The sequence below is a fragment of the Rubellimicrobium roseum genome (assembly GCF_006152145.1).
Taxonomy (GTDB): domain Bacteria; phylum Pseudomonadota; class Alphaproteobacteria; order Rhodobacterales; family Rhodobacteraceae; genus Rubellimicrobium; species Rubellimicrobium roseum.
In genome coordinates this window covers 173398-193430 of sequence record NZ_VDFV01000004.1, presented here as the reverse complement: position 1 = coordinate 193430, position 20033 = coordinate 173398, and the positions used below count along the sequence as shown (strand labels likewise).

At 70.2% G+C, this 20033-nt stretch carries 22 protein-coding genes and 1 tRNA gene; 12 read left to right on the top strand and 11 right to left on the bottom strand.

Annotated elements, in window-relative coordinates; translation table 11 throughout:
• Positions 1–72 precede the first annotated feature (72 nt).
• Both FHG71_RS06230 and FHG71_RS06225 read left to right on the top strand, forming a co-directional pair.
• Complete coding sequence (locus tag FHG71_RS06230; RefSeq protein ID WP_281281954.1) at positions 73–753, top strand: helix-turn-helix transcriptional regulator; 681 nt, start codon at positions 73–75, stop codon at positions 751–753.
• A gap of 87 nt (positions 754–840) precedes the next feature.
• On the top strand, positions 841–1518 hold the full coding sequence (locus tag FHG71_RS06225) for an acyl-homoserine-lactone synthase (protein WP_139080758.1): 678 nt from the start codon (positions 841–843) through the stop codon (positions 1516–1518).
• Here FHG71_RS06225 and purB read toward each other — a convergent pair.
• Positions 1497–2822 carry an adenylosuccinate lyase gene (gene purB / locus FHG71_RS06220; RefSeq protein ID WP_139080757.1) on the bottom strand — a complete coding sequence of 442 codons (1326 nt, stop codon included), beginning with the start codon at positions 2820–2822 and terminating at the stop codon, positions 1497–1499. The genes FHG71_RS06225 and purB overlap by 22 nt on opposite strands.
• 108 nt (positions 2823–2930) lie before the next feature.
• On the opposite strand from purB, the gene FHG71_RS06215 reads away from it, so the two are divergent.
• The gene (locus tag FHG71_RS06215) at positions 2931–3341 is read left to right on the top strand and encodes a DUF6314 family protein (protein WP_139080756.1); all 411 of its coding nucleotides are present in this window, start codon (positions 2931–2933) and stop codon (positions 3339–3341) included.
• A 65-nt stretch (positions 3342–3406) separates the two neighbouring features.
• A complete protein-coding gene (locus FHG71_RS06210; RefSeq protein WP_139080755.1) occupies positions 3407–4054 on the top strand; it encodes a biotin transporter BioY in 648 nt (215 codons plus the stop codon).
• Positions 4055–4254: 200 nt separating this feature from the next.
• Here FHG71_RS06210 and FHG71_RS06205 read toward each other — a convergent pair whose 3' ends face one another.
• The 3 genes from FHG71_RS06205 to FHG71_RS06195 all read right to left on the bottom strand — a co-directional run bounded on the left by FHG71_RS06205 (position 4255) and on the right by FHG71_RS06195 (position 7261).
• Entirely contained in the window at positions 4255–5145 is an 891-nt protein-coding gene (locus tag FHG71_RS06205; protein ID WP_139080754.1) for a hypothetical protein, read from the bottom strand.
• Positions 5146–5457: 312 nt separating this feature from the next.
• A complete protein-coding gene (gene glnA, locus FHG71_RS06200) occupies positions 5458–6861 on the bottom strand; it encodes a type I glutamate--ammonia ligase (protein ID WP_139080753.1) in 1404 nt (467 codons plus the stop codon).
• 61 nt (positions 6862–6922) lie between these two features.
• Positions 6923–7261: a P-II family nitrogen regulator gene (locus FHG71_RS06195; protein ID WP_139080752.1), complete on the bottom strand. Its 339-nt coding sequence runs from the start codon at positions 7259–7261 to the stop codon at positions 6923–6925.
• A 174-nt stretch (positions 7262–7435) separates the two neighbouring features.
• Between FHG71_RS06195 and FHG71_RS06190 the strand changes: the two genes are divergently transcribed.
• Positions 7436–9070 (top strand): NAD(P)H-hydrate dehydratase, encoded by a 1635-nt coding sequence (locus FHG71_RS06190; protein ID WP_139080751.1) that lies wholly within the window; start codon positions 7436–7438, stop codon positions 9068–9070.
• Positions 9071–9128: 58 nt separating this feature from the next.
• On the opposite strand, the gene FHG71_RS06185 is transcribed toward FHG71_RS06190, so the two are convergent.
• Positions 9129–9578, bottom strand: a complete 450-nt coding sequence (locus tag FHG71_RS06185; protein ID WP_139080750.1) for a Hint domain-containing protein — start codon at positions 9576–9578, stop codon at positions 9129–9131.
• 243 nt (positions 9579–9821) lie between these two features.
• Between FHG71_RS06185 and FHG71_RS06180 the strand changes: the two genes are divergently transcribed.
• Positions 9822–9906 (top strand) — tRNA-Leu (locus FHG71_RS06180).
• A gap of 42 nt (positions 9907–9948) precedes the next feature.
• On the top strand, positions 9949–11274 hold the full coding sequence (gene tig / locus FHG71_RS06175; RefSeq protein WP_139080749.1) for a trigger factor: 1326 nt from the start codon (positions 9949–9951) through the stop codon (positions 11272–11274).
• Positions 11275–11329: 55 nt separating this feature from the next.
• Here the strand turns inward: tig and FHG71_RS06170 are convergent, their stop codons facing one another.
• The 4 genes from FHG71_RS06170 to rpsF form a co-directional block, all read right to left on the bottom strand.
• On the bottom strand, positions 11330–13291 hold the full coding sequence (locus tag FHG71_RS06170) for a bifunctional 2',3'-cyclic-nucleotide 2'-phosphodiesterase/3'-nucleotidase (protein WP_139080748.1): 1962 nt from the start codon (positions 13289–13291) through the stop codon (positions 11330–11332).
• A gap of 173 nt (positions 13292–13464) precedes the next feature.
• Complete coding sequence (rplI, locus tag FHG71_RS06165) at positions 13465–14034, bottom strand: 50S ribosomal protein L9 (protein ID WP_139080747.1); 570 nt, start codon at positions 14032–14034, stop codon at positions 13465–13467.
• 10 nt (positions 14035–14044) lie between these two features.
• Entirely contained in the window at positions 14045–14272 is a 228-nt protein-coding gene (gene rpsR, locus FHG71_RS06160) for a 30S ribosomal protein S18 (protein ID WP_139080746.1), read from the bottom strand.
• 20 nt (positions 14273–14292) lie between these two features.
• Positions 14293–14730 carry a 30S ribosomal protein S6 gene (gene rpsF / locus FHG71_RS06155; RefSeq protein ID WP_139080745.1) on the bottom strand — a complete coding sequence of 146 codons (438 nt, stop codon included), beginning with the start codon at positions 14728–14730 and terminating at the stop codon, positions 14293–14295.
• 269 nt (positions 14731–14999) lie between these two features.
• On the opposite strand from rpsF, the gene FHG71_RS06150 reads away from it, so the two are divergent.
• From FHG71_RS06150 to fabG, 3 genes are all read left to right on the top strand, one after another.
• Positions 15000–15554 carry a hypothetical protein gene (locus tag FHG71_RS06150; protein ID WP_139080744.1) on the top strand — a complete coding sequence of 185 codons (555 nt, stop codon included), beginning with the start codon at positions 15000–15002 and terminating at the stop codon, positions 15552–15554.
• A 109-nt stretch (positions 15555–15663) separates the two neighbouring features.
• Positions 15664–16605 carry an ACP S-malonyltransferase gene (fabD, locus tag FHG71_RS06145; RefSeq protein WP_139080743.1) on the top strand — a complete coding sequence of 314 codons (942 nt, stop codon included), beginning with the start codon at positions 15664–15666 and terminating at the stop codon, positions 16603–16605.
• A gap of 9 nt (positions 16606–16614) precedes the next feature.
• Positions 16615–17352: a 3-oxoacyl-[acyl-carrier-protein] reductase gene (gene fabG / locus FHG71_RS06140; protein WP_139080742.1), complete on the top strand. Its 738-nt coding sequence runs from the start codon at positions 16615–16617 to the stop codon at positions 17350–17352.
• A gap of 12 nt (positions 17353–17364) precedes the next feature.
• Here fabG and FHG71_RS06135 read toward each other — a convergent pair whose 3' ends face one another.
• Together FHG71_RS06135 and FHG71_RS23450 are read right to left on the bottom strand one after the other, a co-directional pair.
• Positions 17365–17892: a DUF2726 domain-containing protein gene (locus tag FHG71_RS06135; protein WP_139080741.1), complete on the bottom strand. Its 528-nt coding sequence runs from the start codon at positions 17890–17892 to the stop codon at positions 17365–17367.
• Positions 17893–17959: 67 nt separating this feature from the next.
• Positions 17960–18112, bottom strand: coding sequence for a hypothetical protein (locus tag FHG71_RS23450; RefSeq protein WP_176559307.1), 153 nt, complete (start codon positions 18110–18112; stop codon positions 17960–17962).
• Between the two features lie 249 nt (positions 18113–18361).
• On the opposite strand from FHG71_RS23450, the gene FHG71_RS06130 reads away from it, so the two are divergent.
• Together FHG71_RS06130 and fabF are read left to right on the top strand one after the other, a co-directional pair.
• Positions 18362–18595, top strand: a complete 234-nt coding sequence (locus FHG71_RS06130) for an acyl carrier protein (RefSeq protein WP_139080740.1) — start codon at positions 18362–18364, stop codon at positions 18593–18595.
• A 160-nt stretch (positions 18596–18755) separates the two neighbouring features.
• On the top strand, positions 18756–20015 hold the full coding sequence (gene fabF, locus FHG71_RS06125; protein ID WP_139080739.1) for a beta-ketoacyl-ACP synthase II: 1260 nt from the start codon (positions 18756–18758) through the stop codon (positions 20013–20015).
• Positions 20016–20033: the final 18 nt, after the last annotated feature.

Below are 20033 nucleotides of genomic sequence, written 5' to 3'. Positions count from 1 at the left end.
TAACCTGTTCCGGGTTGCCGTCGCAATGCATGTGGCCCTATGTTCGTCCTAGGGTTGATGGGTTCACGCCGAATGTTTCTGGAACGCACGGGTGGCATGAAGGTGGGGCACGGACCAGCAGGGCGTGGCCGTCCTGTAGGCGGTGTCGCCGCGCGCGTCGATCCGGTCTCCATCGACCCGGCCGATCTGGCGCCCGCCGGCCACTACTTGGCGCTGCGCCTGGGCTTCGCCGCGCCCACCGTCGAGGTGAACCGCCTGCCGCCGGCCTGGGTGGACCATTACACCCGGCGCGGCTTCATGCTCATGGACCCGGTGATGCGCTGGCTCTACGAGAACGAGGGCTGCGTCCGCTGGAGCGCGATCGAGCATCCCGATCCGCAGGGCATCCTTGATCTCGCCGGCTCGCACGGGCTCGTGTTCGGGGCCGCCGTGGCCTACCGCGACCCCGAGGGGCGGCGCAGCTTCGGGTCGTTCGCCCGTACGGATCGCGAATTCGCCGACGAGGAGATGGCGCTTCTCCTCGCGCATGTCCGGGCGCGGCATCTGGCGCTGGTGCCGCCCCGCAACCTCACCGCCGCCGAAATCGAGGCCCTGCGTCTCGTGAAGGCCGGGCAGCGCCTCAAGCAGATCGCCCACGAACTGGGGGTGACCGAAGGCGCGGTGAAGCAGCGGCTCAAGAACGCGCGGGTGAAGCTCAGCGCCAAGACCGGGGCCGAGGCCATCTCGCGCGCGGCCTTCTTCGGGCTTATCTGATTCGGGGCGGCCTCCCCTTGGGTTAAGTCGCTGACAACCATTAGCGGAGCATTCTAGTCTGGACTCACCGATTTAGGGAGATCCAGAATGGAAAACGTCACCTTCACCATGGCCAACCTGCACCGTCACGGTGCGGCCTTCTACGATTTCCTGCGCCTGCGGAAGTCGTTCTTCGTCGACAACCTGGGCTGGGACATCCCGCACGACGACGACGTGGAGATGGACCAGTACGACAACCCCCGCGCGCATTATTCGGTGGTGCTGCACGAGGGCCGGGTCGTCGGCGGGGCCCGCGCCATGTCCACGACCACGCGCTGGGGCGCGCATGGCTACATGCTGGGCGACGCCGCCGAGGGAAAGCTGGGCTCCATCCCGCCCTCGGTGATGAACGGGCCCGTGCATTCGCCCGCGATCTGGGAATGCACGCGGCTCGTCATCTCCGACCGGCTGTCCACGCAGGCCGAGCGGTCGGAATGCCTGTCCCTGATCGTCGGCGGCCTCGTGGAGATCGCGGCGGCGGAGGGCGCGACCGAGCTGATCTCGCTCTCGCCCGTGACCCTCATGCGGGCCCTGCGGCAACTGGGCTTCGCGGCCGAGAGGCGAGGCGACTCGTACTTCAACGACGGCGACGGGCGGCACTACGCGGTGCTGTCGATGCCCGCCCGTCCCGCCCGCCCGCTGCGTCCGCGCACGGTGCCGACCCACGTCCCGGCCGCGACGCACATGCCGCAGCCCCAGGCGGTTCACGCCCCGCCGGTGGCGTGATCCGCCCCGAACACGCGGGCAAAGATCGTGTCCACATGCTTGAGATGGTAGCCGAGGTCGAACTTCTCCTCGATCTCGGCCGGGGGCAGGGCGGCGGTCACCTCGGGATCGGCCAGAAGCTCGGTCTTGAAGTCGGCGCCCTGCTCCCAGACCTTCATGGCGTTCCGTTGCACGAGCCGGTAGGCGTCTTCCCGGCTCACGCCCGCCTGCGTCAGCGCAAGAAGCACGCGCTGGCTCATCACGAGGCCGCGGAAGCGGTTCATGTTGTTCATCATGGCCTCGGGGTAGACGACCAGCCGCTCGATCACCCCCGCGAGGCGGTGCAGCGCGAAGTCGAGCGTCACGGTGGCGTCCGGCCCGATGGCCCGCTCCACCGACGAATGGCTGATGTCGCGCTCGTGCCAGAGCGTGACGTTCTCCAGCGCTGGCGTCACCGCGCTGCGCACGAGGCGCGCGAGGCCCGTGAGGTTCTCGGTCAGGACCGGGTTGCGCTTGTGCGGCATGGCCGACGAGCCCTTCTGGCCGGGCGAGAAGTATTCCTCGGCCTCCAGCACCTCGGTCCGCTGCATGTGGCGGATCTCGGTGGCGGCGTTCTCGATGCCGGACGCGATCACCCCCAGCGTGGCGAAGAACATCGCGTGGCGGTCGCGGGGGATGACCTGCGTGCTGATGGGCTCGGGCCGCAGGCCCATCCGGGCGCAGACATGCTCCTCCACATGGGGGTCGATGTTGGCGAAGGTGCCCACCGCGCCCGAGATGGCCCCGGTCGCCACCTCCTCGCGCGCGCGGGCCAGCCGCTGCCGGTTGCGGTCCATCTCGGCGTAGAAGCGGGCGAAGGTCAGGCCCATGGTCGTGGGCTCGGCGTGGATGCCGTGGCTGCGCCCGATCCGGGGCGTGTCCTTGTGCTCCAGGGCGCGGGCCTTCAGCGCCGCGCAAACCCGGTCGAGGCCCGCCATCAGCAGGTCCGCCGCGCGGCAGAGCTGCACGTTCAGGCAGGTGTCGAGCACGTCCGAGGAGGTCATCCCTTGGTGGACGAAGCGCGCCTCGTCCGTGCCCACGATCTCGGCCAGGTGCGTCAGGAACGCGATCACGTCGTGCTTGGTCACCGCCTCGATCTCGTCGATCCGGGCCACGTCGAAGGTGGCGTCCTTGGCCTTCCACACGGCCTGGGCGTTCGCCTTCGGGATCACGCCCAGCTCGGCCATGGCGTCGCAGGCATGGGCCTCGATCTCGAACCAGATGCGGAAGCGGGTCTCGGGCGACCAGATGGCGACCATCTCGGGACGGGAGTAGCGGGGGATCATGGCGGGCCTCGGCTGAAGGGCGTTGGGCGCCCTGTAGGGCGGGCCTTGCGCGGCGACAACCGCCTTCGTTGCCAGGACGGGCGCATAAGGGCTAGAGGCGGGGCCACCATGCTTCATCTGCACGACTTCCTGGGCGCTTGGCGCCTTTCGCGCGAGATCGACGACCGCCTTTCGGGCCGGCCCGGCCGCTTCGAGGGAACGGCCACGCTGACCCCCGGGGGGGAGGGCTTGCGCTACCGCGAGGAGGGGCTCCTGCAAGTGGGCGAGGGGCCGGCGATGGCCGCGACCCGCGACTACCTCTGGCTCCCCTCGCCCGAGGGGATCGAGATGCGCTTCGCCGACGGCCGCCCGTTTCATCATTTCTGCCCCGAAGGCCGCGCGCCCGGCACCGACCACCCCTGCGGGCGCGACCTCTACCGGGTCCTCTACGACTTCACCGCCTGGCCCGCCTGGGAGGCCGAATGGACCGTCGCCGGCCCCGCCAAGGATTACCGGATGCGCAGCTCCTACCGGCGCTGAGGAAACTTGCGCGGACGGGGGTCCTGCGGCATGAACGACCCGAGACGATAAGGAGGAGGCCACGAATGGCCCAAGGACTAACGCACGCCGCCTGGCCCGTCCTGGCCGAGGTCGGCGCGAGGGAAGGCAGCACCGCCCGGCTGGCGCGGCAGGCGATGTTCGTGGCGCTGGGGATCGCGGGGCTCACGCTCGCGGCCAAGACGCAGGTGCCGATGTGGCCCTCGCCGGTGCCGGTGACCATGGGGACCTTCGCGGTGCTGGCCGTGGGCGCGGCCTACGGGCCACGTCTGGGCCTCGTGACGATCCTGGGCTACATGGCGCTGGGCCTCCTTGGCGCCGACATCTTCGCGGGCTCCTCGGCCGAGAAGTTCGGCTGGGCCTACATGAGCGGCGCGACCGGCGGCTACCTCGTGGGCTACGTTCTGGCCACCGTGCTTCTGGGCGCGCTGGCCCGCCGCGGCTGGGACCGCAACGTGGGCTGGATGGCTTTCGCGATGCTGCTCGGCAACGTCGCCGTCTACGTCCCCGGGGTCGCCTGGATCCACCATATCATCGCCTCGGGCGCCTTTGACCCGACCGCCTACGTCTCGGTCTGGGAGCAGACGATGGTCTGGGGCCTCACGCCCTACCTGATCGGCGACGCGATGAAGCTGGGCCTGGCCGCGATCCTGCTGCCCGCCGCTTGGAAGCTGGTGGGCTCGGCCCGCGGCTGAGCAACCGGCGCACGACGCCTTCGAACGGCCGGGCCCCGCGCCCGGCCGTTCTGCGTTTGAGGTGGGCCGATCGTGCCTGAGGTCTCGCGGGGATCGGAGCCACGTGGGCCCGTCATGCGGCCACGCGACCGGCCGCCTGCGGAGTTTCCACAGGTCCAGGGCAGGTAATGGGCCCCTCCGGCATTCCGGAGAGGTGTCGGTCAGATCCCGACGCCCAGCAGCTTCTCGAGATTGCCGAGGCCGCCCATGCTCTCCAGAAGCGCGATGCTCGCGCTGCAGAGGGCGAGGGCGCGGGCGCTGTTGGTGAGGTTGGCGCCGCGCGACAGGCTGTAGGTCATCATGGCGGCGCCGACGGGCAGGGCCACGATCATCAGCACCGCGTCCATCAGGTGCGCGGCCAGCCGCAGCGGCGCCGAAGACCGCTCGACCGGGCCCACGCCGCCCCCGACGAGGATCGCGGTGCCGGCCGGACCCGACAGGTCCAGCGGCGGCAGGTAAGCCGCCCCGTCCACCGCCATGGCCTCGGCGCCGACGGACCGGCGCGCGGCCAGCGTCGAGTCGATGCGGGCCACGAGGCGCGGCAGGTCCGCGGGCTCGACGAAGTGGCGCGGCATGGACCGGCGGGCCTGCGCGCGCTGCGTCTTGTCGTCCAGCGCCGCCTGACGCCGTTCGGACAGGCGCACGGTGCAGCGGGCCACGAGCTCGGGCGTCGCCGCCTCGTCGAGGTCGTTCCAGACGGTCTCGACGGGCGCATACCGGCTCGAGATGCGCTCGGCGATGAGCCGCGCCAGCACGCCGCGCCGCTTGGCGAGGCGGTCCTCCTCGCCGGCCTCGGGGGCGTAGCCCACGGCCACGGTGACCGCCGCGCCACCGGCCGAGTCGAGCGCCCGCTCGATGCCGACGACCACGCGCGCGGCGCCCAGATCGATCAGGACCCCGTCATCGCCCAGACGCGTCATGCGTTGCTCGGTCCGGTCGAGCCCGCTCAGAGAGGCGCTCAGGTCCGCGGCCAGCCGCTCGAGGTTGAGCGGGGGCAGACCCGAATAGACGAGGTGACCGACCGTGGTCTGTGCCTGGGGCCGACTGCTCATTCTTCACTCCTGCCGGACTGCCTCATCCGGTAATCGGCGACTTTCTGCCCATTCAGTGCGGCTGGTGTTCGGATAAATTGTGACTTTCTTGGGATCGTCCGTCCGCGACGCGCGGGTTGTGGCTTTTCGGCAAGGATACCGGCCCGTCCGCGCGGCTTCTTGCCCTGCCCCACGGCAGCCGAGCCGTTGGACGCAGCAGGTTCGATTGCGGCGCCTCGATGGCCGCGCAGGCCGCGCGCGACGGAGAAGGGGGCGCCCCTCGCGGAGCGCCCCCCTGTCCTGCTTCGATCTGTCGATCGGCCCGAAGGCGGATCAGCAGGAATAGTACATCTTGTACTCGACCGGGTGCGGCGTGTGCTCGAAGGCGTAGACCTCCTCCCACTTCAGCGCCATGTACCCTTCGAGCTGGTCGCGGGTGAACACGTCGCCCTGGAGCAGGAACTCGTGGTCCTTCTCCAGCTCCTGCAGCGCCTCGCGGAGCGAGCCGCAGACGGTCGGGATCTGCGCCAGCTCTTCCGGCGGCAGGTCATAGAGGTCCTTGTCCGAGGACGGGCCCGGGTCGATGCGGTTCTTGATGCCGTCGATGCCGGCCATCAGCAGAGCCGCGAAGGCGAGGTAGGGATTCGCCGACGGGTCGGGGAAACGGGCCTCGACGCGCTTGGCCTTGGGCGATTCCGACCACGGAATACGGACGCAGCCCGAGCGGTTGCGGGCCGAGTAGGCGCGCAGCACAGGGGCCTCGAAGCCGGGGATCAGGCGCTTGTAGCTGTTGGTCCCGGGGTTGGTGATCGCGTTCAGCGCCTTGGCGTGCTTCAGGATGCCGCCGATGAAGTAGAGCGCCTCCTGGCTCAGGTCCGCGTACTTGTCGCCGGCGAACAGGGGCTTCCCGTCCTTCCAGATCGACATGTTGACGTGCATCCCCGACCCGTTGTCGCCCGCGATGGGCTTGGGCATGAAGGTCGCCGTCTTGCCGTAGGCCTGCGCCACGTTGTGGATGACGTACTTGTACTTGAGGATCTCGTCGGCCTGCTTGGTGAGCGTGCCGAAGATGATGCCCAGCTCGTGCTGCGTGGAGGCCACCTCGTGGTGGTGCTTGTCCACCTTCATGCCCATCCGCTTCATGGTGGAGAGCATTTCCGAGCGCAGGTCCTGCGCGTCGTCGATCGGCGGGACGGGGAAGTAGCCGCCCTTCACGCCGGGCCGGTGGCCCATGTTGCCGGCTTCGAACTCGGCGTCCGAGTTCCAGGCGGCGTCCACGCCGTCGACCTCGAACGAGACCTTCTGCATCGACACGGCAAAGCGCACGTTGTCGAAGATGAAGAACTCGGCCTCGGGCCCGAAGAAGGCCTGGTCGCCGATGCCGCTCGCCTTGAGGTAGGCCTCGGCCTTGAGCGCCGTGCCGCGCGGGTCGCGCGAGTAGGGCTCGCCGGTGTCGGGCTCGACCACGTTGCAGTGCACGCAGATGGTCTTTTCCGCGAAGAACGGATCGACGTAAGCGCTGTCGGCGTCGATCATCAGCTTCATGTCGGACTGGTCGATGGACTTCCAGCCCGCGATCGACGAGCCGTCGAACATGAAGCCTTCCTCGATGAAGTCGGCGTCCACCAGGTCCGAGACCACGGTCACGTGCTGGAGCTTGCCGCGCGGATCGGTGAAGCGGATGTCGACGTACTCCGCCTCCTCCTGCGCGATGAGGTCGAGAAGCTTGTTGGCCATGTCCCTTTTGCTTTCTCTGGGGTTGTCCATTGGGGCGTCGCCGCCCGGTGTGTCGGAAGGCTCAGAGCGCGTCGTCGCCGGACTCGCCGGTTCGGATGCGGATGGCCTGCTCGATGGTGGAGACGAAGATCTTGCCGTCGCCGATCTTGTCGGTGCGCGCGGCCGTGAGGATCGCCTGGATGGCGCCCTCGGCCTGCTCGTCGGGCAGCACGACCTCGATCTTCACCTTGGGGAGGAAGTCCACGACATATTCGGCGCCCCGATAGAGCTCGGTGTGCCCCTTCTGGCGGCCGAAGCCCTTCACCTCGACGACCGAGAGCCCTTGGACGCCCACGTCCTGGAGGGCTTCCTTGACCTCGTCGAGCTTGAACGGCTTGATGATCGCCTCGATCTTCTTCATGGCGGCCTGTCGCTCCCCCGTGTCCCGAAGGGCGGTATGACGAGAGGGGCGGGGTCCCGCAATCCGGGCCGGGCCGCTCGCCCGGGGGCTGTGCGCGGAAGGTGACGGGTTGCGCAGGACGCGGGCGGGTTGCCGCGAAATTGGGCAGTTTGGAAACTGCTGGGGGAGGAAGCGATGGCGGCGATCCTGACAGCGGCGGAGATGCGGGCTCTGGAGCAGGACGCCATCGCGCGGGGCGAGGTCACGGGGCTCGAACTGATGGAGCGGGCAGGGCATGGCGTCGTGGAGGCGATCCTGGCGGAGTGGCCCGACATCGAGCAGGGCGCGCGGAAGGCGGTGGTCCTCTGCGGGCCGGGCAACAACGGCGGCGACGGGTTCGTGGTGGCGCGGCTGCTGAAGAAGCGGGGGTGGGCGGTGGAGGTGTTCCTGTTCGGGGACGCCACGAAGCTCCCGCCGGATGCGAAGGCGAACCATGATCGGTGGGCCGCGATGGCGCCCGTTCACCGAGCGGAGAGAACCGGAGCCTCTGCGATTCCGATGGAGGCGACGGCCTACCCGGTGGGCTCGCTGGTCGTGGACGCGCTTTTCGGGATCGGTCTGACGCGCCCGCTGATCGGTTTCGATGAGATCGGTCGGTGGACCCGGATGTGCAGCCCCGACGCCGTCGATGCTGCGTCGGACCTGAGGGCAGGGCCCGCGGCTCGGGTCGTGGCCATCGACGTGCCCAGCGGCCTCGAGGCCGACAGCGGTCGCTTCCTCGCACCGCTCGATGCGCCGGGCGGGCATGAGAACATGCGAGCCCACCTGACCGTCACGTTCCACTCGGCCAAGCCCGGTCACTATCTCGCGGAGGGGGCACACGCCTGCGGGTCGCTGCGGATCGTGGATATCGGCCTTGCCTCGTCGCGCTCAGGCACACGGCTTTCGGTCATCGACGGACCGCGAACGGGGCTGGTCCCGCTCGCCAAGGGCGCCGGCCACAAATACAACCACGGCCACGCCCTCATCCTTTCCGGCCGACCCGGTCGTGGCGGCGCCGCCCGCCTCGCCGCCCGGGGGGCGCTCCGCATCGGCGCGGGGCTCGTGACCCTCGCCGTCCCGCCCGGCGCGCTTCAGGAGAACGCGGCCCGGCTCGACGCGATCATGCTCCGCAGCACCCGCGACGCCGAGGCGCTGGCGGACCTCCTCTACGACGCCCGCTTCAACGCCCTCGCCGCAGGGCCCGGCCTTGGGACCTCCGACCGTGAGGCAGCATTGCTCGGAGCGCTCCTTGACGCCTCCCGTCCCGGCGAGGGCACGAAGGGCAGGGCGGTCGTCCTCGACGCCGACGCACTCACTCTGCTTTCCAAGGACCCCGACCTCCGCGCCAAGCTGCACGACCGGTGCGTCCTCACCCCTCACGACGGCGAGTTCGCGCGCCTGTTCCCGCAGATCGCCGAGCGCTGGCACGCGCCAGCGACCACCGGCCCGGCCTGTTCCAAGATCGACGCCGCCCGCGAGGCTGCGAAGAAGATCGGCTGCACGGTTCTGCTCAAAGGTCCCGACACCGTCATCGCCTCGCCCGATGGCCGCGCCGCCATCAACGCCGCCGTCTACGACCGCGCCGCGCCCTGGCTCGCCACGGCGGGCTCGGGCGACGTGCTGGCCGGCTTCATCGCGGGTCTCCTCGCGCGGGGCTTCGCGCCGTTCGACGCGGCCTGCACCGCCGCCTGGCTTCACGTCGAATGCGCGCGCCACTTCGGCCCCGGACTCATCGCCGAGGATCTTCCGGACGAGCTGCCCAAGGTCTTCCGCGCACTGGGCCTTTGATCCCCGGCCGCGTTCCGGGCCTGGACACCCCATGGCGCGCGGCGGCCAGCGCCCCCCTTCAGACCCCGACCTCGACCCCGTTGGCCCAGACGACCGCCGGCCCGTCCAGGTCCAGAGTCCAGAGCGTCATGCCGCGCAGAGGCTCCTCGACGACATAGATGCCGTCCACCAGCCGATGCGCCGCCACCATCGCCGGAGCGCGGCCATACAGTGCCCGCGCCCGCCAGCCCTCCAGCCGCAGCGGCGTCGCCGGACCCACCAGAAGATCATCCTCGGGCCGCCCGTGCCGCAGCGTGCCGGCCAGGATGCGGATGGGGGCCAGCCGCGCCGCCCGCGCCTCGACGCCCCGCAGCGTCGTGACCCCATTCCCGGTCACCAGCCGATCCCCGGCCCGGAGCCCCGACACGTCCGCCTCGCCGTCGGGCGTCCGCAGCCGCGTGCCCGCGCCAAGCCCCGCCATCAGCGTCAGCGGCTGGACAGGCCGGGAAAGGAGGTCGTGGAGGCGCATGGAGGCTCTCTCCTGGCAGAACGGCCACACTGTTAACGCCAAATGCGGCGGCAAGAAGGCGCCTATTCGGGCCGGCTCTGCGGCGGATCGCCGCCGACGACTCTCGGGTCGGCGCCGCCCGCCGCCGCGCCTCTCCGCGCGCCGGAGCCGCGCGATTTTCCCTCTCGCCCCCGCGCGGGGGGAATGCTAGGAGCCGCGCCAGCCGGAAAGGGGGGAGGGCTCGCCTCTCCTCCGCTTTACGTCGCGGGTGTGGCGGAACTGGCAGACGCACCGGATTTAGGTTCCGGCGCCGCAAGGCGTGGGGGTTCGAGTCCCTTCACCCGCACCAAAGGACGACGAGGCGCCCGCGCGCCGACGAAAGGATGAGGACATGCAAGTCACCGAGACGCTGAACGAAGGCCTGAAGCGCGGCTACACCGTCACCGTCACCGCCGCCGAGCTGGACGGCAAGGTCCAGGCCAAGCTCGCCGAGATCCAGCCCCAGGTCGCCATGAAGGGCTTCCGCCAGGGCAAGGTCCCGATGGCGCTCCTGCGCAAGCAGCACGGCCCCCGCCTCCTGGGCGAGGCGATGCAGGAAACCATCGACGGCGCCGTGTCCTCGCATCTCGAATCGTCCGGCGACCGCCCGGCGATGCAGCCCGCGGTCAAGATGACCAACCAGGACTGGAAGGAAGGCGACGACGTCGTGGTCGAGGTCTCCTACGAGAAGCTCCCCGAGGTCCCGTCCGTCGACCTGGGCGCCATCCAGCTCACCCGCCTGACCGTCGCGGCCGATGACGCCGCCGTGGACGAGGCGCTGCAGAACCTCGCCGACACCGCCAAGTCCTACGAGGACAAGGACGGCGCCGCCGAGACCGGCGACCAGGTCGTGATCGACTTCGTCGGCAAGGTCGACGGCGAGGCCTTCGAAGGCGGCACCGCCTCGGACTACCCGCTGGTGCTGGGCTCCAACTCCTTCATCCCCGGCTTCGAGGACCAGCTCGTCGGCGTCACCACCGGCGAGGAGAAGGACGTCAACGTGTCCTTCCCCGAGGAATACGGCGCCAAGCATCTCGCCGGGAAGGCCGCGGTCTTCACCTGCACCGTCAAGGGCGTGAAGGCTCCCAAGGCCGCCGCGATCGACGACGACCTGGCCAAGCGCTTCGGCGCCGACGACCTCGACGCGCTCAAGGCCCAGGTGCGCGAGCGCCTGGAAGCCGAGTACAAGGGGGCGGCCCGCGCCGTTTCCAAGCGCGCGCTGCTCGACCGGCTCGACGAGTCGGTGGACTTCGACCTGCCCGAGTCGCTGGTCAAGGCCGAGGCCGAGCAGATCGCCCACCAGCTCTGGCACGAGGAAAACCCGCAGGTCCACGGCCACAACCACGACCACATCGAGCCCACCGAGGAGCACACCCGCCTCGCGCGCCGTCGCGTGAAGCTGGGCCTCCTCCTGGCCGACCTGGGCCAGAAGGCCGAGGTGAAGGTCACGGACGCGGAGCTGACCCAGGCCGTCCTGCAGCAGGCCCGCCAGTACCGCGGCCAGGAGCGTCAGTTCTTCGAATTCATCCAGAACAACGCCGCCGCCCGCCAGCAGATCCAGGCGCCGATCTTCGAGGACAAGGTCATCGACCACATCTTCGAGAAGGCCCAGGTCGAGGAGAAGGCCACGACCAAGGACGAGCTCCAGACCGCCGTCGAGGCGCTCGACCAGGAGTGATCCCCGCCCGCAGGGCGGAACGCGGAAAGGGCGCCCCTCGGGGCGCCCTTTGTCGTCAGAGGCTGATCCTGAACCGCGCGAAGCCGTCCGGGCCCTCGCCCGCGGGCTCGATGGACAGCCCTGGCACGTCGTCCAGGTACTCCGCCGCCCGTGGACCGCTGTCGAAGAGCACGGTCGTCCCCGGCATCGGCACGAAGCCCCAGTTGGCATCGGCCGCCGGGCTGATCGTGCCCTGGTCGACGATGTAGCGCACGATCACGTCGCGGTTGGTGTCCGGCCCCTCGAACACGATGGTGGACCCGTCCGCGCCGGGGAAGCTGCCGCCGCCCTCGGCCCTGTAGTTGTTCGTCGCGACGATGAACTCCTGCGCCGGATCGATGGGCTGTCCGTCGTGCTGGAGATCGACGATCCGGTTCGCGTCCCCGGCCACGAGGTTGCCGTCCGCGTCGAACTTCGAGGGCTGGGACAGGTCGATCCGGTAGGTCACGCCGTCGATGATGTCGAAGTTGTAGGACCGGAAGTCGGGGTTCAGCAGCACCTGATCCTGCCCGCCGGGCGTGATCTGGTTGAACATGCCCGCGCTGCGCTCCAGCCAGTCCTTGACCTGCGCCCCGGTGATCTTCACCGCCCGCACGGTGTTCGGGTACAGGTAAAGGTCGGCCACGTTCCGGATCGCCACGTCGCCCACCGGCACGTCGGTGTAGTAGTCCGGCCCGCCGCGCCCGCCCGCCTTGAAGGGGGCCGCCGCCGACAGCAGGGGCAGGGCCGCGTGCGGCGTCCCGTCCAGCATCTGGCCGATGTACCAGGTCTGGGCGTTGGACACGATCTGCACGGACGGATCGTCCGCCACCAGCGCGAAGTAGCTGTAGAGCGGCGCGTCGGTCTTGCCGACCGGGCGCCGGACATAGGCCAGCGTCTCCTCGTGCTCCGCCTCGACGGCCGCGACCACCTCCGGGGCGTCCTCGACGGTCGGGGTGATCTCGCCTTCCTCGTCGCGCAGGTAGATCGGCCGGGCCTCGACCTCGAACGAGGCGATGCGCCAGCCGCCCTCCGCCGTCCGCTCCAGCAGCAGGTCGACCAGGCCCATGTGGCTGCCCCAGAAGCCGGCCATGACGGCGGGCTTGCCGTTGATGGTGCCGGCGGCGCTGTCCACGCCCTCCACGCCCTCGAAGTCGGGGCCGGGGAAGACGAGGTGCTGGTGCCCGGTCAGCAGCACGTCGATCCCTTCGACCCCCGCCAGCGGCACCGAGGCGTTCTCCATCCCCGGCGCGTAGGGGGTCCCGTCGATGCCCGAATGCGACAGCGCGACCACGAGGTCCGCGCCCTCTGCCTTCATCACCGGGACCCAGGCCTGCGCCGCCTCGACGATGTCGCGCGCCATCACGCGGCCGTCGAGGTTCTGGCGGTCCCATTCCATGATCTGCGGCGGGACGAAGCCGATCAGGCCCACGCGGATGGGATGCTCGGCGCCCGAGCCGTCCCGGATGGTCCGGTCCAGGATGACGTAGGGCGGCACCAGCGTCGTGTCCCGGTCCGGCGTCTCGCCCATCTCGGTCACGACGTTGGCGCAGACGATCGGGAAGCCCGCCGTGGCCAGGGCCGCCGTCAGGAAGTCGAGCCCGTAGTTGAACTCGTGGTTGCCCAGCGTGCCCGCGTCGTAGCCCAGCACGTTCATGGCCTCGACGATCGGATGCGCCGAGCCTTCGGGCATCCCGCGCTCGTAGGCGATGTAGTCGCCCATCGGGTTGCCCTGGAGGAAGTCGCCGTTGTCGAGAAGGAGCGAGTTGGCGGATTCGGCCCGCACCTCCTCGATCAGCCGGGCGGTGCGCGCCAGGCCTGCCGTGTCCATCGGCTTGTCGGCGTAGTAGTCGTAGGGCAGCACATGGACGTGGAGGTCGGTCGTCTCCATGATGCGCAGATGCGCCTGTCCCTCCTGCGCCCGGACCGCGAAGGGATGGAGCGCGATCAGGCTCCCCGAGCCCGCGAGGAAGCCGCGTCGGCTGAGTCGGATGTTCATGGGGGTGTCTCCCTGCAAGCTGGGCCGGATCGGCTGGCGCGATCCTTGCGTGCGCAGGGTGACAAAGCGTTGACGTCTTGGCGACGGTGGCGTTGCGTCACCACCCGTCGGACGGATACGGAAAGGGCCGCCCCTTGCGGAGCGGCCCCCAGGCCTTGCGGTGCGCCGGACGATCACTCGTCCTGGGCGGCCCCGCCGATGTCGTCGAACAGTTGCCCGATCTCGTACTCCGCGGCCGCTTCCGCCTCGGCGGCGAGCTGCTGCACGGTCTTGCCGGACGCCTGCAGCTCGGCCTCTTCGGGCGAGCGGGCGACGTTCACGCTGATCGCGGCGTCGACCTCGGGGTGGAGGCGGACGGTGACCGGGTGGATGCCCAGGTCCTTGATCGGGGCGTTCAGGATGACCTGACGCTTGTCGACGGTGAAGCCGCCGGCGGTCGCGGCCTCGGCCACGTCGCGGGTCGTCACCGAGCCGTAGAGCGCGCCGCCGTCCGAGGCGGAGCGGATCACGACGAAGGTCTGGCCCTCGATCGTCTGCGCGAAGGCCTCGGCCTCCTTGCGGGTCTCGAGGTTCTGGGCCTCGAGCTGGACCTTGGTCTGCTCGAACTTCTTGACGTTCGCGTCGGTCGCGCGCAGCGCCTTGCCCTGGGGCAGGAGGAAGTTGCGGGCGTAGCCGTCCTTGACCTTCACGACCTCGCCCATCTGGCCGAGCTTGGCCACGCGTTCCAGAAGGATCACTTGCATGGGTGTGGCCTCACTTCACGGCGTAGGGGAGGAGCGCCAGGAACCGGGCGCGCTTGATCGCCGCGGCGAGCTTGCGCTGGTTCTTGGCGCCGACGGCGGTGATCCGCGACGGGACGATCTTGCCCCGCTCGGAGATGTAGCGCTGCAGCAGGCGCGTGTCCTTGTAGTCGATCACGGGGGCGTCCTTGCCCTCGAACGGATCGGACTTGCGGCGGCGGAAGAAGGGCTTGGTGGCCATCTGTCATGTCCTCCTAAAGATCAACGACGGTCGCGGGAGAACCCGCCACGGTCACCACGGTCCTCGCGGGGGCCGCGATCCTCGCGCGGGGGCCGGTCGCCCCGGTCGCCGCGATCGCCGCGGCCTTCGCGCTCGTCGCGCTTCTGCATCTGGACCGAGGGGCCGTCCTCGTGCTTCTCGACCTTGATGGTCAGCACGCGCATCACGTCCTCGTGGAGGCGCATCAGGCGCTCCATCTCGGTCACGGCGGCGGCCGGCGAATCCGAGCGCAGGAAGGCGTAGTGCCCCTTGCGGTTCTTGTTGATCTTGTAGGACATCGTCTTGACGCCCCAGTATTCGTTGGTCACGACCTTGCCGCCGTTGTCGGCCAGGACGGTCCCGAAATGCTCGATCAGCGCCTCGGCCTGCGCGTTGGACAGGTCCTGACGGGCGATGAAGACATGCTCGTAGAGAGGCATGTTCGCTCCTCGTTGCTGCGCACTTCATAGGGAGGGGCGAACCTTCCGCGCCCGTCCCACGAGAGGTTGCGCCGGTTTGATGGCTCGCGGAAGGATGGGGCCTTATACAGAGGTCCTCAACTCGCACAAGGGCCACTTGGTTCGTTCGCGCCCCGGCAACGGCGTGTTGTCGGCCCTCCGCCCCGACGCCGCGCGAGCGCCCGTTTCTGGACACAACTTATGCGGTAGTTCTCGGGACTGTAAGCAGGTCCAACAAGAAGGTTGCCGACATGAGCAGCGATATGTGCGACCTTAATGAGTTCGAGCCCCCCTTCGTCGTTCGCCAGACACCCTGGGGCACCCTGGTCCGCCGGTCCGACGGGCCGCCCATCCTCCTCCAGGTGACGCGCGGCCTGGTCGGGACCCTGGCCGTGGCCTTCGTCGCCGCGGCCCTGACCCTGGTTTCGCTTCCCACGCCGGGCGAGGCCTTCACCCTGGCCCATGTGGCCTCCGCGATCGTCCTCGTGCTCGCGGCGGCCGTGCTTCTGCACGTCGCCCTGCGGGGCACGGTGATCGAGTTCCACGTAAACCTGGCCCGGGGCGAGCTGCGCCAGATCGCCCATCACCGAGTCGGGCCCGCCGCGCAGGGCCGCTGCGCCAGCCAGCCCGCCGTCTCGCTTCACATCGAGCGTCGGGGCCAGGTCAGGGCGCTCATGCTGCACCAGCGCGGCTGCGAGGACGGCCTCTGCATCGCGCGGGGCCCCGAACCGGCCCTTCAGGCGCTCCGGGGGTGCATCGAGCACGACCTCCGCCTTGCCGGGCCGGGCGGCCGCCCCCGCCTCTGACGCCCCGCCTTGCCGGGCCGGGCGGCCGCCCCCGCGTCTGACGCCCCGCCTTGCCGGCCCCGGCGGCTGCGCCTAAACAGCGCAGCACGCCAAAGGGAGGGTCAGGATCATGCGCGCCTTCGTGTTTCCGGGGCAGGGGGCCCAGACCGTGGGCATGGGCAAGGCTCTGGCCGAGGCCCATCCCGCCGCGAGCGCCGTCTTCGCCGAAGTGGACGAGGCGCTGGGAGAGAACCTCTCGCAGCTCATCTGGGAGGGCGACGCCGAGACGCTCCAGCTCACCCGCAACGCACAGCCGGCGCTGATGGCGACCTCCATCGCCGCCCTGCGGGCGCTCGAATCCCAAGGCGTGGGCGTCACGGTCGCCGCCTATGTCGCGGGCCACAGCCTTGGCGAATACTCCGCCCTCTGCGCCGCCGGATCGCTGGGCCTGTCCGATGCCGCCCGCCTGCTGCGCCTGCGCGGCGAGGCGATGCAGGCCGCCGTGCCCGTGGGGCAGGGCGCGATGGCCGCGCTCCTCGGCCTCGACTTCGAGGCCGCCACCCAGGTCGCGCAGGAAGCGCAGGCCGAGGGTGGCGTCTGCCAGGCCGCCAACGACAACGACCCCGCGCAGGTGGTCGTCTCCGGCACCCGCGAGGCCGTCGAGCGCGCGGTCAGCATCGCCAAGGGCCGTGGCGCCAAGCGCGCGCTCCTGCTGCCCGTCTCCGCGCCCTTCCACTCCGCCCTGATGCAGCCCGCCGCCCAAGCGATGGCCGAGGCGCTGGCCGCCGTCGAGATCCGTGATCCGCAGGTGCCGCTGGTCGCCAACGTGATCGCAGGGCCCATCCAGGACGGCGCCCTGATCCGCGACCTCCTCGTGCGGCAGGTGACGGGCTCGGTCCGCTGGCGCGAATCCGTCGCCTGGATGGCGCAGGCCGGCGTCACCGAGGCCTGGGAGATCGGCGCCGGCAAGGCGCTCTCCGGCATGATCCGCCGCACCGCGCCGGGCATCTCCGTCCGCAACGTCGGCACCCCCGAGGAGGCGCAGGCCGCCGCCGCCTCGCTCCAAGCATAAGGACCCCCCATGTTCGACCTTTCCGGCAAGACCGCCCTCGTTACCGGCGCTTCGGGGGGCATCGGCGCCGCCATCGCCCGCGCGCTGCACGGCGCGGGCGCGACCGTGGGCCTGCACGGCACCCGGCTCGAACCCCTCCAGCAGCTCGCCGCCGAGCTGGGCGAGCGCGTCCACGTCCTTCCGGCCGACCTGTCCGACCCCGAGGCCGTCGCCCAGCTGCCCAAGCAGGCCGAGCAGGCGATGGGCCGCATCGACATCCTGGTGAACAACGCGGGCATCACCCGCGACAACCTGTTCATCCGTATGTCCGACGACGACTGGGACAAGGTGATCGCGGTGAACCTCACCTCGGTCGCCCGCCTGACCAAAGGCGCGATCCGCGGCATGATGAAGGCCCGCTGGGGCCGGGTCGTGAACATCTCCTCGATCGTCGGCGCCACCGGCAACGCGGGCCAGGCCAACTACGCCGCCGCCAAGGCGGGCATGGTCGGCATGTCCAAGGCGCTCGCCGCCGAGTTCGCGGGCCGCGGCGTCACCGTGAACTGCGTGGCCCCCGGTTTCATCGCCACCGCCATGACCGACAAGCTCAACGACGACCAGAAGGCCGGCATCCTGGGCCAGATCCCCGCCGGCCGCATGGGCACGCCCGAGGAGATCGCGGCCGCCGTCCTCTACCTCGCCTCGCCCGAGGCGGGCTACGTCACGGGCGCCACGCTTCATGTCAACGGCGGCATGGCGATGATCTGACAAGGCGGCGGGTCAGCCCTCCAGCGCCCGCCGGACCTCGCGCACGACCTCCGCCTCGGGCGTGTCGGGAAAGACCTCGACCATCGGCACGCCCGCGCGCCGCAGCGCCTCGCGCTTCACGGCGTCGCGCCATTCGGCATGGTTCTGCCAGTGGCCCGTGCCCTGGTATTCCACGGCGCAGACGATCAGCCCGCGCCCGTCCACGATGGCGAAGTCGATCCGCTTGGAGTTGATCGCCGCCTGCGCCTCGGGCCCCGCGCCCCGCGCGGGCCGGATCACCTCGCCCAGCGTGGTTTGCGCCATCACCCGGCAATGCCGCCCCGCCGCCCGCTCCAGCAGCGGCAGGAGCCGCGCCTCCTCGCGGTTCAGGAGCGGCACCCGCTCGAACCCGCTGCGCTGCACGACCCGAAGCTGCTCGCGCGCGCGCTCCAGCCGCGCGTCCCCCGGACGCCGCCGCAGCGCGCCCCAGGCCAGCAGCAGGAGCAGGACCGCGGCGGCCCAGGGCCACCAGCCGGTCAGCCGCTCCGCCAGATCGCCCATCGTTGCCCTCCTGCGTTCCCCCGGCCGGCGCGCTTCTGCCGTGGTCCGGGGGTCGGGGCAACGGCGCTCAGGTCGCCAGCGGGCGGGCCCTCGCCTCCAGCATCAGGGTTGCGCCGCGCACCACCATGACGCTGCCCGTCATGGAGGCGGCAACGACCAGCCACAGCAGGAAGCCCGGCATGATCGTCAGAACAAGGACAAGAAGGGCGATGCGGATCATGCCTCCTTCTGTTCCGCGATGATGGCGACGTGACGGCAGGGCCAAGACCCAGGTGCGGCGGTGCGGTGGCCCCTGCGTGACCGGCCCGGCTCCGGGCGAAAGCGTTTGCCATGCATCAAATCTCTGCTATGACCCCCGCCGACACAGGCCGGCACGCTGCCGCGCCCGTGGCCCGGCATGGCCTCAGGGGCGCGTCGGGCTGACTGGTCAGACAGACGGGCCGCGGCCCAGGACGAGAGGATTGACTTAATGAGCGACGTCGCCGATCGCGTGCGCAAGATCGTGGTGGAGCATCTGGGCGTGGAAGAGGAGAAGGTGACCGAGAGCGCCTCCTTCATCGACGACCTGGGCGCCGACTCGCTCGACACCGTCGAGCTGGTCATGGCCTTCGAGGAAGAATTCGGCATCGAGATCCCCGACGACGCCGCCGAAACCATCCAGACCTTCGGCGACGCGGTCAAGTTTATCTCCGAAGCTCAGTAAGGGCCTTCGGACCGGCATCGAAGGGGCGGCGCACCGGACGGGGCGCCGCCCCTTTCCGTTTGGCGGACAGGGCCAGGGCCCGCCCGCTCTTCCCCGGAAGGTTGCGCCCGCACCTGCCCACGGCTAAACCCGGCCCGATAACTTTCCGGGAGGAGATCCCATGAGTCGTGTCGTCGTGACGGGCCTCGGCCTCGTGACCCCCCTTGCGGACGGGGTCGAGGAGACCTGGCGCCGTCTTCTCGCGGGCCGGTCGGGCGCGGGCACGATCAGGCAGTTCGACGCGAGTCATCTCGCGACGGACTACGCCTGCGAGGTCAAGCGCGGCGACGGCTCGGACGGCACCTTCGATGCCGACCGCTACATGGAGCCCAAGGAGCAGCGGAAGGTCGACGACTTCATCCTCTTCGGCGTCGCCGCCGCCCAGCAGGCGATCGAGGATTCGGGCTGGGTCCCCCAGACCGAGGAGGACCGCCACCGCACCGGCGTCCTGATCGGCTCCGGCATCGGCGGGCTCAAGTCAATCCAGGACACCACGATCCTGATGAAGGAAAAGGGCCCCCGCCGGGTGTCGCCCTTCTTCATCCCCGGCGCGCTCATCAACCTGATCTCCGGGCAGGTCTCGATCCGCTACGGCTTCAAGGGCCCGAACCACGCCGTCGTCACCGCCTGCTCCACGGGCGCCCACGCGCTGGGCGACGCCGCGCGGCTCATCAAGTACGGCAACGCCGACGTCATGGTGGCGGGCGGCGCCGAGGCCGCGATCTGCGAGATCGGCATCGCCGGCTTCAACGCCTGCAAGGCGCTCTCCACCAAGCGCAAGGACGACCCCACCAAGGCCAGCCGCCCCTATGACGCCGACCGCGACGGCTTCGTGATGGGCGAGGGGGCCGGGATGGTCGTGCTGGAGGAATACGAGCACGCCCGCGCCCGCGGCGCGAAGATCTACGCCGAGGTGCTGGGCTACGGCCTGTCGGGCGACGCCTACCACATCACCGCCCCCAACGAAGATGGCGACGGGGCCGAGCGCGCGATGCGCATGGCGCTGTCGGATGCCGGCATCGCCGCCGCCGACATCGACTACATCAACGCCCACGGCACCAGCACGATGGCCGACGTGATCGAACTGGCCGCCGTCGAGCGCCTGATGGGCAACGCCGCCTCCAGGGTCACGATGTCCTCGACCAAGTCGATGACCGGGCACCTCCTGGGCGCCGCCGGGGCGATCGAGTCGATCTTCGCCATGCTCGCCATCCGCGACCAGGTCTGCCCGCCGACGATCAACCTCGACACGCCCGCGGTGGAGACGCCCGTGGACCTCGCCCCCAACGCGGCGCGGAGCCGCGACGTGCGCATCGCCGTGAACAACAGCTTCGGCTTCGGCGGCACCAACGCCTCGCTCGTGCTCGGGGCCGTGGCGTGATCTCCGGGGCCCGCGCCT

What these genes read in the sequence shown, in the direction of transcription:
- FHG71_RS06230 (WP_281281954.1), top strand. Translation starts at nt 73, where the DNA reads ATGTTTCTGGAACGCACGGGTGGCATGAAGGTGGGGCACGGACCAGCA.
- FHG71_RS06225 (WP_139080758.1), top strand. Translation starts at nt 841, where the DNA reads ATGGAAAACGTCACCTTCACCATGGCCAACCTGCACCGTCACGGTGCG.
- purB (WP_139080757.1), bottom strand. Translation starts at nt 2,822, where the DNA reads ATGATCCCCCGCTACTCCCGTCCCGAGATGGTCGCCATCTGGTCGCCC.
- FHG71_RS06215 (WP_139080756.1), top strand. Translation starts at nt 2,931, where the DNA reads ATGCTTCATCTGCACGACTTCCTGGGCGCTTGGCGCCTTTCGCGCGAG.
- FHG71_RS06210 (WP_139080755.1), top strand. Translation starts at nt 3,407, where the DNA reads ATGGCCCAAGGACTAACGCACGCCGCCTGGCCCGTCCTGGCCGAGGTC.
- FHG71_RS06205 (WP_139080754.1), bottom strand. Translation starts at nt 5,145, where the DNA reads ATGAGCAGTCGGCCCCAGGCACAGACCACGGTCGGTCACCTCGTCTAT.
- glnA (WP_139080753.1), bottom strand. Translation starts at nt 6,861, where the DNA reads ATGGCCAACAAGCTTCTCGACCTCATCGCGCAGGAGGAGGCGGAGTAC.
- FHG71_RS06195 (WP_139080752.1), bottom strand. Translation starts at nt 7,261, where the DNA reads ATGAAGAAGATCGAGGCGATCATCAAGCCGTTCAAGCTCGACGAGGTC.
- FHG71_RS06190 (WP_139080751.1), top strand. Translation starts at nt 7,436, where the DNA reads ATGGCGGCGATCCTGACAGCGGCGGAGATGCGGGCTCTGGAGCAGGAC.
- FHG71_RS06185 (WP_139080750.1), bottom strand. Translation starts at nt 9,578, where the DNA reads ATGCGCCTCCACGACCTCCTTTCCCGGCCTGTCCAGCCGCTGACGCTG.
- tig (WP_139080749.1), top strand. Translation starts at nt 9,949, where the DNA reads ATGCAAGTCACCGAGACGCTGAACGAAGGCCTGAAGCGCGGCTACACC.
- FHG71_RS06170 (WP_139080748.1), bottom strand. Translation starts at nt 13,291, where the DNA reads ATGAACATCCGACTCAGCCGACGCGGCTTCCTCGCGGGCTCGGGGAGC.
- rplI (WP_139080747.1), bottom strand. Translation starts at nt 14,034, where the DNA reads ATGCAAGTGATCCTTCTGGAACGCGTGGCCAAGCTCGGCCAGATGGGC.
- rpsR (WP_139080746.1), bottom strand. Translation starts at nt 14,272, where the DNA reads ATGGCCACCAAGCCCTTCTTCCGCCGCCGCAAGTCCGATCCGTTCGAG.
- rpsF (WP_139080745.1), bottom strand. Translation starts at nt 14,730, where the DNA reads ATGCCTCTCTACGAGCATGTCTTCATCGCCCGTCAGGACCTGTCCAAC.
- FHG71_RS06150 (WP_139080744.1), top strand. Translation starts at nt 15,000, where the DNA reads ATGAGCAGCGATATGTGCGACCTTAATGAGTTCGAGCCCCCCTTCGTC.
- fabD (WP_139080743.1), top strand. Translation starts at nt 15,664, where the DNA reads ATGCGCGCCTTCGTGTTTCCGGGGCAGGGGGCCCAGACCGTGGGCATG.
- fabG (WP_139080742.1), top strand. Translation starts at nt 16,615, where the DNA reads ATGTTCGACCTTTCCGGCAAGACCGCCCTCGTTACCGGCGCTTCGGGG.
- FHG71_RS06135 (WP_139080741.1), bottom strand. Translation starts at nt 17,892, where the DNA reads ATGGGCGATCTGGCGGAGCGGCTGACCGGCTGGTGGCCCTGGGCCGCC.
- FHG71_RS23450 (WP_176559307.1), bottom strand. Translation starts at nt 18,112, where the DNA reads ATGATCCGCATCGCCCTTCTTGTCCTTGTTCTGACGATCATGCCGGGC.
- FHG71_RS06130 (WP_139080740.1), top strand. Translation starts at nt 18,362, where the DNA reads ATGAGCGACGTCGCCGATCGCGTGCGCAAGATCGTGGTGGAGCATCTG.
- fabF (WP_139080739.1), top strand. Translation starts at nt 18,756, where the DNA reads ATGAGTCGTGTCGTCGTGACGGGCCTCGGCCTCGTGACCCCCCTTGCG.